Annotated in this window: 7 protein-coding genes and 1 pseudogene; 5 read left to right on the plus strand and 3 right to left on the minus strand. The window is 65.0% G+C overall.

Going from position 1 to position 9,802, the window contains the following annotated elements:
• The 3 genes from ACCC94_RS24340 to ACCC94_RS24350 all read right to left on the minus strand — a co-directional run.
• On the minus strand, window positions 1–1,613 hold a 1,613-nt coding region (locus tag ACCC94_RS24340; RefSeq protein ID WP_413352169.1), incomplete at its 3' end, for a methyl-accepting chemotaxis protein.
• A gap of 674 nt (window positions 1,614–2,287) precedes the next feature.
• Window positions 2,288–4,183 carry a methyl-accepting chemotaxis protein gene (locus ACCC94_RS24345; RefSeq protein ID WP_413352170.1) on the minus strand — a complete coding sequence of 632 codons (1,896 nt, stop codon included), beginning with the start codon at window positions 4,181–4,183 and terminating at the stop codon, window positions 2,288–2,290.
• Between the two features lie 164 nt (window positions 4,184–4,347).
• Window positions 4,348–4,542: a Flp family type IVb pilin gene (locus ACCC94_RS24350; protein ID WP_413352176.1), complete on the minus strand. Its 195-nt coding sequence runs from the start codon at window positions 4,540–4,542 to the stop codon at window positions 4,348–4,350.
• Window positions 4,543–4,918: 376 nt separating this feature from the next.
• Between ACCC94_RS24350 and cpaB the strand changes: the two genes are divergently transcribed.
• The 5 genes and pseudogenes from cpaB to ACCC94_RS24375 all read left to right on the plus strand — a co-directional run.
• Window positions 4,919–5,839, plus strand: coding sequence for a Flp pilus assembly protein CpaB (gene cpaB, locus ACCC94_RS24355; RefSeq protein ID WP_413352171.1), 921 nt, complete (start codon window positions 4,919–4,921; stop codon window positions 5,837–5,839).
• Window positions 5,840–5,854: 15 nt separating this feature from the next.
• A complete protein-coding gene (locus tag ACCC94_RS24360) occupies window positions 5,855–7,087 on the plus strand; it encodes a type II and III secretion system protein family protein (protein WP_413352172.1) in 1,233 nt (410 codons plus the stop codon).
• Between the two features lie 65 nt (window positions 7,088–7,152).
• Entirely contained in the window at window positions 7,153–8,337 is a 1,185-nt protein-coding gene (tadZ, locus tag ACCC94_RS24365; RefSeq protein WP_413352173.1) for a type 4b pilus Flp biogenesis protein TadZ, read from the plus strand.
• The gene (gene tadA / locus ACCC94_RS24370) at window positions 8,334–9,581 is read left to right on the plus strand and encodes a type 4b pilus Flp biogenesis ATPase TadA (RefSeq protein ID WP_413352175.1); all 1,248 of its coding nucleotides are present in this window, start codon (window positions 8,334–8,336) and stop codon (window positions 9,579–9,581) included. Before tadZ ends, tadA begins: the two co-directional genes overlap by 4 nt.
• Window positions 9,578–9,802 (plus strand): annotated as a pseudogene (locus ACCC94_RS24375) (type II secretion system protein F); the annotation flags it as partial. The gene tadA and the pseudogene ACCC94_RS24375, both read left to right, overlap by 4 nt.

Below are 9,802 nucleotides of genomic sequence, written 5' to 3' on the forward strand. Positions count from 1 at the left end.
CGCTGGCTTTCGGTCATGGTGTCCACGGCCTCGCGGGCGCCGATCTGCAGCTCCTCGATCATCTTCTGGATCTGCTGCGCGGACTCCTGGGCGCGGTGCGCCAGGTTGCGTACCTCGTCCGCTACCACGGCGAAGCCGCGGCCGGCTTCACCAGCGCGGGCGGCTTCGATGGCGGCGTTCAGGGCCAGCAGGTTGGTCTGCTCGGAGATGCCCTTGATCACCTCCAGGATCTGCCCGATGTTCACCGTGCGGCTGTTCAGCGCTTCGATGTTGGCGCAGGCGGAGCTGATCTTGTCGGACAGCAGGTTCATCGCGCTGATGGTCTGCTCGACCACCTGGCGGCCATCGCCTGCCTGGTGCGAAGCGTCGGTGGCGTGGTGCGAGGCATCGGCGGCGTTGCGGGCGATTTCCTGCGCAGCGGCGCCCAGTTCGTTGATTGCCGCGGCCACGCTGTTGGTGCGGTTGGCCTGCTCGTCGGAGTTGCTCATCGAGGAGTTGGAGGCATTCACCACCAGTTGCGAGACGTCATGCAGGCTGCGCGCGGTGGAGGCCACTTCGCGGATGGATTCGTGGATACGCTCGACGAAGCGGTTGAACGCATTGCCCAGCACGCCGAATTCGTCGTTGCTGGCGACTTTCAGGCGCTTGGTCAGGTCACCCTCGCCCTGGGCGATATCTTCCATGGCGCGGCCCATGGTGGTCAGCGGCTGCATCAGCACGCGGATCAGCATGCCCAGCAGCAGCAGGATGGCAACGATGGCAATCGCGGCGGCGACTATGGCCGAGGCGCGGAACTTGCTCAGCATCGAGTAGGCGGCGGCCTTGTCGATGGACAGGCCGATGTACCAGTTCACCGAAGGCAGGCCCTTCACCTGGGTGAAGCTGAGGATGCGCGTCTGGCCGTTGAGCTCGGCCTCGCTGAAGCCGCCGCCGATTTTCGGCGTGTTCTGCGGGTAGACGTCTGCCAGCGTCTTCATGATCAGGCTCTTGTCCGGGTGGACGAGGATCTTGCCGTCGCCGCTGACCAGGAAGGCGTAGCCCATGCCGCTGAAATCCAGCGAGTTGATGATCTGCACCAGGGTCTGCAGGCCGAGGTCGCCGCCGACTACGCCCAGGGTCTTGCCGCCTGCGCGCGCCGGGGTGGCCACGGTCATGATCAGCTGCTGGGTGGCGGCGTCGATGTAGGGTTCGGTCAGGGTGGTGCCGCCGGCGGCGACGGCATCCTTGTACCAGGGGCGGGTGCGCGGGTCGTAACCGTCGGGCATGGCGCTGTTGGGGCGCATGGTGAAGGCGCCGTCTTCCTGGCCCAGGTAAGTGAAGTTGAAGGTCTTGCGCAGGCTGTCCTGCTCCAGCAGGCCGGTCATGTGCTCGGCGGAGCTGTCGCGAGCCAGCGTCTGGGCGGTGCTTTCGATCAGCAGCAGTCGGCCACTCAGCCAGTTCTGGATGTTGCTGGCGGTGACGTCACCCATCTCCCGCAGGTAGCTCTCCAGGTCCTCGCGGATCGCATTGCGCTGTAAATAGTCGTTGTAGGCGGTGAACAGGGCGAATGCCGAGAAAACCACAAGCGATGCGGCCAGGAGAATCTTATGGCTGAATTTCAGGCTCTTGATCATGCTGCGTCGAATCCGGAAGTAGGGGGATGCCTGAACGGCGTTGGTCCGGGCGACAGATCCGGTGTCGCCGCAGAACGTCCGTTCCCGTGGTGTGAAACGGACGGCGCCGGCGCGGCGGATAACCGTGCGGGCGTGGCCGGAACTCCCATGTCCCGGCGATGACGACAGGCCCGGTTTGTTGGTTGGTATCAAAGGCCTTCATCCTTGATTTCGGCTTGCCCGGAGGAAGCTTGAGAGAGTCGGACGAACGGTAGGGGCGGCGCCGTGGGCGGTGGTTCTGGGGATGCGGAGGGGCGTTCAGGGCGGGTGTTGCGGAGGGGAATGGGTTGCTGTGGGCCGGGTGATTCGGTTTGGAAACAGCTGTTTTCTTCTGGATATCCGTGCGGGGGAATTCCCTCTCCCTGACCCTGGCTGCGCGCCCCGCTCCGAAGGGAGAGGGGACCGTCTGGTGCAGATTGAGGCCGAAGTGTCAGCTGGCACGGGCTGCTCCCTCTCCCTTCAGGGAGAGGGCTGGGGAGAGGGCACGCCCAGGCACGATATTTCGGGGAGGAGCGCGCCACTCCCGCGATCGCGAGCAAGCTCGCTCCTACGAAGAGCTGCGATTCCCTGTAGGAGCGAGCTTGCTCGCGAACAAAAAAAGGCGCCGAAAGGCGCCTTTTTCGTTTCCGCCGGGATCAGATGCGGAAGCTGTCCACCAGATGGCGCAGGCGGCCGGCCTGGTTCTCCAGGTCTGCGCAGGCGCGCAGGGTGGCTTGCAGGTTTTCCACGCCTTCCTGGTTGAGGGTGTTGATCTCGGTGATGTCCATGTTCAGCGAGTCGACCACGGCGGTCTGCTCCTCGGTGGCAGTGGCCACCGACTGGTTCATCGAGTCGATCTCGCCGATGCGGTGGGTGACGCTGGCCAGGCGCTCGCCGGCGCGGTTGGCGATCTCCACGCTTTCCAGGCTGTAGCGCTGGCTTTCGGTCATGGTGTCCACGGCCTCGCGGGCGCCGATCTGCAGCTCCTCGATCATCTTCTGGATCTGCTGGGCCGATTCCTGGGCGCGGTGCGCCAGGTTGCGCACCTCGTCCGCCACCACGGCGAAACCACGGCCGGCTTCACCAGCGCGGGCGGCTTCGATGGCGGCGTTCAGTGCCAGCAGGTTGGTCTGCTCGGAGATGCCTTTGATCACCTCCAGGATCTGCCCGATGTTCACCGTGCGGCTGTTGAGCGCTTCGATGTTGGCGCAGGCGGAGCTGATCTTGTCGGACAGCAGGTTCATCGCGCTGATGGTCTGCTCTACCACCTGGCGGCCATCGCCGGCCTGGTGCGAGGCATCGGTGGCGTGGTGCGAGGCATCGGCGGCGTTGCGGGCGATTTCCTGCGCAGCGGCGCCCAGTTCGTTGATTGCCGCGGCGACGCTGTTGGTGCGGTTGGCCTGCTCGTCGGAGTTGCTCATCGAGGAGTTGGAGGCATTCACCACCAGTTGCGAGACGTCATGCAGGCTGCGCGCGGTGGAGGCCACTTCGCGGATGGATTCGTGGATACGCTCGACGAAGCGGTTGAAGGCATTGCCCAGCACGCCGAATTCGTCGTTGCTGGCGACTTTCAGGCGCTTGGTGAGGTCGCCCTCGCCCTGGGCGATATCTTCCATGGCGCGGCCCATGTCGGTCAGCGGTGCCATCAGCACACGGATCAGCATGCCCAGGAGGAACAGGATGGCGACGATGGCGATCACCGTGGCGATGATCGCGGTATTGCGGAAGTCGCTCAGCATCGCGTAGGCGGAGTCCTTGTTGAGGACCAGCGCGACATACCAGGTCACGCCCGGCAGGCCTTTCACCGGGGTCATGGAGACCAGTTGGTCCTCGCCGTTGATGCTGACTTCCTGCACGCCCGGCTGCACCCTGGGTGCGCCTTGCTGGTAGACCTCACCGAGGGTCTTGAAGATCAGGCTGCTGTCCGGGTGGAGGAGAATCTTGCCGGCATCACTGACCAGGAAGGCATAGCCGTCGCCGTCGAACTTCAGCGAGTTGATGATCGCGGTGATGGTTTCCAGCTTCATGTCGCCGGCGGCCACGCCCACCAGTTGGCCGTTGCGCATGACCGGCATGGACATGGCGAGGATCTGCTCATTGGTGCCGGCATCGAGGAAGGGCTCGGTGACGATCAGCCGGCCGGCTGCCACGGCGTCCTTGTACCAGCCGCGGCTGCGCGGATCATAGCCGTCGGGCATCGGTGCGTAGGGGCGCATGGTGAACACGCCGCTGGCGGCTTCACCGAGGTACACCGACTCGAAGTTCTTCTGAAACACGTGCTGCTCCAGCACATGCTGGATGCGATCGGGTGTCGGCTCGCCATCGGCCAGTTGCGCGGCTTCGGCTTCCACCAGCTGGATGCGGCCTTCCAGCCAGCTCTGGATGTTGCTGGCGGTCAGGCTGCCGACCTCGGTGAGATAGGACTCGGTGTCGGAGTGGATAGCCTCGCGCTGGCGCATATCGTTGAAGAAGATGAAACAGGCGAAGGCGAAGGTGACCACGAGAGAGGCAGCCAGGAGAATCTTCCTGGAGAAGGACAGCGAACGAAGCATCGGTAAAGCATCCTGCTGTGAAACGGGTTTGAGCAGGCTGTATCGGCAGGGCAGGGCGCAACTTTAGAAAACTTTCGTGCACGCAGCAGAACAAGTCCCCGCGCCGGGCGCGGGAACTTCCAATTAGGTAGAAGAGCGCAAATCAGGAAGTTCTGTAATAACCGTTATTTCGCTTTTGCAACTTCGGTCTTGATACTGTCCATGATTACGCCAAGGTCGGTTCCGATCAACGCGGCCGCGCTGATGACGACTACCGAGATCAGTCCCGCAATAACCGCATATTCGATCGCTGTTGCCCCTTCCTTGTCGGCCATGAATGCCTTGGCCTTGCAATACAGTTTCAGGGACAGGTTTTTTATTGTCAGATCCATCACGGGTGCTCCCTCGAATACCACCGGGGCGGCGCCCCGACTTCATCGTCAGGCTAGGCGTCGTATGGCCGAATGCAATTGTTCAAATAGCGCTAATACCAAAGTTATAGTCCGGGCGAAGTAAGACCAACTGATGGTTGGAAATTCAATCGGCGTGGTTGACGCTCTAAACACAGCTACTAGATTCTGCTTTGGAACAAGTAAAAGTTGATTATGAGGAATGCTTCTTAACGAACTTCCTAACCTGGCCGAAACAACAATAAAGGTCTGAAGGGCAAGCACCGGCCGTGCCGGTGATGGTCTTCTCACGCCAAGGCCGTGGACCCTTCGGTCCGCATTCCCGACATCGCCCAAGGATGTGGTCATGAATAGCAAGGTGCTGATGGTATTCGCCGGGCTGTTGCTGGTGTGCGCCGGTGTGGTTGGGTATCTGGGGCTCAAGGTCGGCAAGCCGGCGGTACCGGTCGCTGGCGTGGTGCAGGACGTGGCGCCGGCGGCAATGGCCGAGGCCGACAAGCTGCAACGCACCGCTGTGGTGGTGGCCGCGCGCGACCTGCCGGCCCTTAAGGTGATCGGCAAGGAAGACCTCAGCGTGGAGATGCTGCGCACGGCGCCTGCCGGTAGCTTTCCCAAGCCCGAAGCGCTGATCGGCCAGCGCGTCTGGGTCGCCGTTCCGGCGGGCAATATCCTCACCTCGGCAGTGACCGAACCGGGCGGCCCGTTGGCCCGCACCATCCGGCCGGACGAGCGCGCCATGGCGATTGCCGTGGACGAGGTGATCGGCGGCGGCGGCTTCGTGCTGCCCGGCGACTACGTCGACGTCATGCTTTTCGTCCAGGACCAGCAGAGCACCGAACGCAGCCTCAGCGCCCAGGTGGTACTGCCCGGCGTGCGGGTGCTGACCTATGGCGAACAGATTGCGGTGTCCACCGATGGCCAGGCGCGCACCGCCGGCGACCTCAAGGACAAGACGCCCAAGCCGCCGCGTACCGCCGTGCTGGCGGTACCCGCCGAGGCCGCCTCGCGCCTGATGCTGGCCAGCCAGGCCGGCTCGTTGCGCCTGGCCGTGCGCAGCAAGGACGAGAACCTCTACGAGAAGGAGCAGCAGGGCCGCTACATCCAGGCCTCGCTCGGCTCCGCCTCCAGCCAGCCGATCACCCTCGAACAGTTGATCGGCAAGCCGCGGCAGCAACCCACTCCGGCGGTGCGCCAGGTCTATGCCCCACAGGTAGATGCCGGGGTGGTGGTCTACCGCGGTACCGCCGTTACCCGTGAAGCACATTGAGCAAGGAGTGCATCGATGTCCAAGCGCTTCATCCTTCCCCTGGTCGCCCTGCTGGCCTGTGCCGCTCACTCCGCGGCGCAGGCCGTGCCCAGCGCCTGCGCGGGCTTTGCTGACCAGCAACTGAACCTCGACGTCGAGCAGGGCGCCCAGCGCGACCAGCAACTGCCGGTGCCGATCAAGCGCCTGGCCATCGGCGACCCGAACATCGCCGACGTACAGGTGCTGGACAAGCGCGACTTCCTCGTCACCGGCAAGGCCGAGGGCCTGACCAGCCTGCTGATCTGGACCAGTTGCAGTGACCAGCCAATGCGCACCGTGGTGCGCGTCGGTGCACGCGCGGTGGGTGACGTGGCCGGCGCAACCGGAATCGGTGCCGGCAGCCTGCCCAACCAGGTGCAGACCGATATCCGCTTCGTCGAGGTCAGTCGCAGCAAGCTCAAGCAGGCCAGCACCTCGCTGGTTCGCCAGGGCTCCAACACCTTCGTGCTGGGTTCGCCGGGCAGCCTGAACGGTCTGAAGGTTTCGCCTGGCGGGATACTGGATGGAGGTACCTTCGGCTCAACCGACGGCTTCAACATCATCTGGGGCGGCGGCAGCAGCAAGTGGCTGGGCTTCATCAACGCCCTGGAAGGCAGTGGCTTCGCCTACACCCTGGCGCGCCCCAGCCTGGTGGCGACGAGTGGGCAGACGGCCTCGTTCCTGGCCGGCGGCGAGTTCCCGATCCCGGTGCCCAATGGCGATAACAACAACATCACCATCGAGTACAAGGAATTCGGCGTGCGTCTGAACCTGACCCCGACCGTAATGAACGACAAGCGCATCGCCCTCAAGGTGGCCCCGGAAGTCAGCGAGCTGGACTTCACCAGCGGCATCCGTACCAACAACATTGCTGTGCCCGCGCTCACGGTGCGGCGCACCGATACCAGCGTGATGCTCGCCGACGGCGAGAGCTTCGTGATCAGCGGGCTGATCAGCAGCAGCACCATCAGCAACATCGACAAGTTCCCCTTCCTCGGCAACATCCCGGTGATCGGTGCACTGTTCCGCTCTTCGAACCTGGACAAGGACGACCGCGAACTGCTGATGATCGTCACCCCGCACCTGGTCCAGCCGCTGGCGGCCAACGCCGCGCTGCCGAAACTGCCTGGCGAAGGGTTGCGCGACTACGACCCGGGATTCGGCGAGTTCTATTTCCTCGAGGACGGCCGCTTCGACAAGCGCAAGGCCAGCAGCGGGATGTCGCACTGATGGATACCTACGAAGCGCTGACCCGCCAGAGAGCGGGAGGCAAGGCAAAACAAGGGAGCACGGGCATGAGTCAGACTTTCGTGGCGCTGGTCCAGCATCCCGGTGAACAGGAATGGCTGCAGAGCAGCCTGTCCGGCTGCGGGCAGGTGGTGCTGGCCAACAGCGGCACCCTTGAGGAACTGCTGTCGCTGCTGGACGTCACCGGCGCGACGGTGCTGTTCACCAGCCTGAACAAGGCCAACCTGGTGTCCCAGGGCTCGCTGATCGAGGGCTTGGTCTCGGCGCGCCCGCTGCTCTCGGTGGTGGCTGTCGGCGATGGCCTGGACAACCAGCTGGTGCTCGCGGCAATGCGCGCGGGCGCACGGGACTTCGTCACCTACGGCGCTCGCGCCAGCGAACTGAGCGGACTGGTCCGTCGCCTCGGCGGTCGCCTGCCCACGGTGCCGGTGAGCGCCAGCCAGCAGGGCGAACTGATCAGCCTGATCAGCGCCCGGCCGGACGCCGACGGCGCCTTCGTCGCCCTGCACCTGGCCCTGGCGCTGCAACGCCAGCCGGAGCACCGAGTGCTGCTGGTGGACATCGGCCAGCCCACCGGCGAGGCGCTGGCCATCCTCGGTATGGACCCGGCCTTCACCTTCGCCGATGCGCTGCGCAACCTGCGGCGGCTGGACCAGACCCTGATCGACAGCGCTTTCACCCGCCACGAGTCCGGCCTGCGGGTGCTCAGCCTGTCGGACGAACCCGGCGTGCTGGAGCGCATTACCACCGCCGAGCTGTACCTGTTGCTGGGCAACCTGCGCAGCGCCTTCAGCCACATCCTGATCAACCTCACCGGCGTCGCCGAAGGTGAACTCAGCGGGCAATTGCTGATGCAGGCCAGTCGCGTGCTGTGGCTGGTGGACCAGAGCGTGCCGTCCTGCAAGAAAGGCCTGGAGCGCCTGCGCCGCTTGCGTGAGCGGACGCCGTCGCTGCCGCGCATCGAGCTGCTGATCGAGCGTTACTGGGCCTCGGTGCCGCCGGACGCTCCGGCGCTGGGCAAGATGTTCGGCCTGGAACTCTTCGGCGTACTGCCAGCCTCGCCGGAGGCGAGGCTGCGTGCCAAGAACGTCGGCCAGAGCCTGTTCGACCTGGCCCCGCGCGACCCGTTGACGCTGAAGCTGCGCGACCTGGCGGAAGCGCTGGGTGCGGGCGTGGCCGAGAAGCGCGGACTGTTCAGCTGGATCGGCCGGGCGAAGGCCGCACGCTCATGAGCCAGCATTACGGCGGCGGCCAGGGCCGTCACGATCAGGACCTGCAGACGCTGAAGATGCGCCTGCACCGCTACATCATCGACGAGATCGACGAAGACGGCATGAACCTGCTGGAGGGCGCGCGGCCGGCGGTGGCGCAGTACGTCTCCGAGAAGGTCTGCGAATACGCCTCGCGCCGCCAGCTGGCGATCTCCCGCTACGAACTGGACCGCCTCGCCGAAGAGGTGGTGGACGAGCTGACCGGCTTCGGCCCGCTGGAAATCCTCCTGCGCGATCCGGGCATCTCGGAAATCCTGGTCAACGGGCCGGACCGGGTGTTCATCGAGCACGAAGGCCGGCTGTACCAGAGCGACCTGCGCTTCATCGACGACCACCACGTGCAGCGGGTGATCCAGCGCATCCTCGCGCCGCTGGGCCGGCGCCTGGACGAATCCAGCCCGATGGTGGACGCACGCCTGCCAGACGGCAGCCGGGTCAATGCGATAATCCCGCCGGTGGCGCTGGACGGCCCTTGCCTGTCGATCCGCAAATTCAGCAAGGAGCTGCTCAAGAGCGCCGACCTGCTCGGCTACCAGAGCGTCGACGAAGCCATGCTGGCGTTCCTCCGCCAGGCGGTGGCGAGCCGCTGCAACATCCTCATCAGCGGCGGTACCGGCACCGGCAAGACGACGTTGCTCAACGTCATGAGCAGCTTCATCGACGAGCGCGAGCGTATCGTCACCATCGAGGACACCGCCGAGCTGCAACTGGGCCACGACCACGTGGTGCGCCTGGAGACCCGCCCGCCGAATGCCGAGGGCTTCGGCGAAGTTACCGCCCGCGACCTGATCCGCAACGCCCTGCGGATGCGCCCGGACCGCATCATCCTCGGCGAGATCCGTGGCGTCGAAGTGCTCGACGTGCTGCAGGCGATGAACACCGGCCATGACGGCTCGATGAGCACCGTGCACGCCAACTCGGCGATGGATTCGCTGCTGCGCCTGGAGATGCTGGTGGGCCTCACCGGCCAGCGCGTACCGGAGCAGACCCTGCGGCAGATGCTCTGCTCGGCGCTGGACATCATCGTGCAGATCACCCGCCTGTCCAACGGCCGCCGCTGCGTCAGCGAGATCCTCGAAGTGCTGGAAGTGCGCGATGGCGTCTACGTCACCAATTCCCTGTTCAGCCTCGACCGGCGTGGCAGCGGGCAGTTCGTCCGCACCGCCCAGCCGAGCGGGCTGAAGTTCCGCCAGGTGCTGATGTGAGCGGCGCCCTCTGGCTGGTCGTGGTCAGCCTGGTGATGGCGGCGCTCGGTGTGCTGCTGGCCGGCATGGGCTGGCGCGCACGGCACCATGAACTGGTGATGCGTCGTCTGAGCGGGGAAAGCGTGGCAGCCAGCGGCAGTCGCGTGCGCAGCAGCCACTGGCTGGCGCGGCGGATGCGCCGCGCCGGTATCGCCGACATGCGTCGCTGGACGCTGACCACC

This window comes from Pseudomonas sp. Pseusp97 (assembly GCF_047304025.1).
Classification (GTDB): domain Bacteria; phylum Pseudomonadota; class Gammaproteobacteria; order Pseudomonadales; family Pseudomonadaceae; genus Pseudomonas.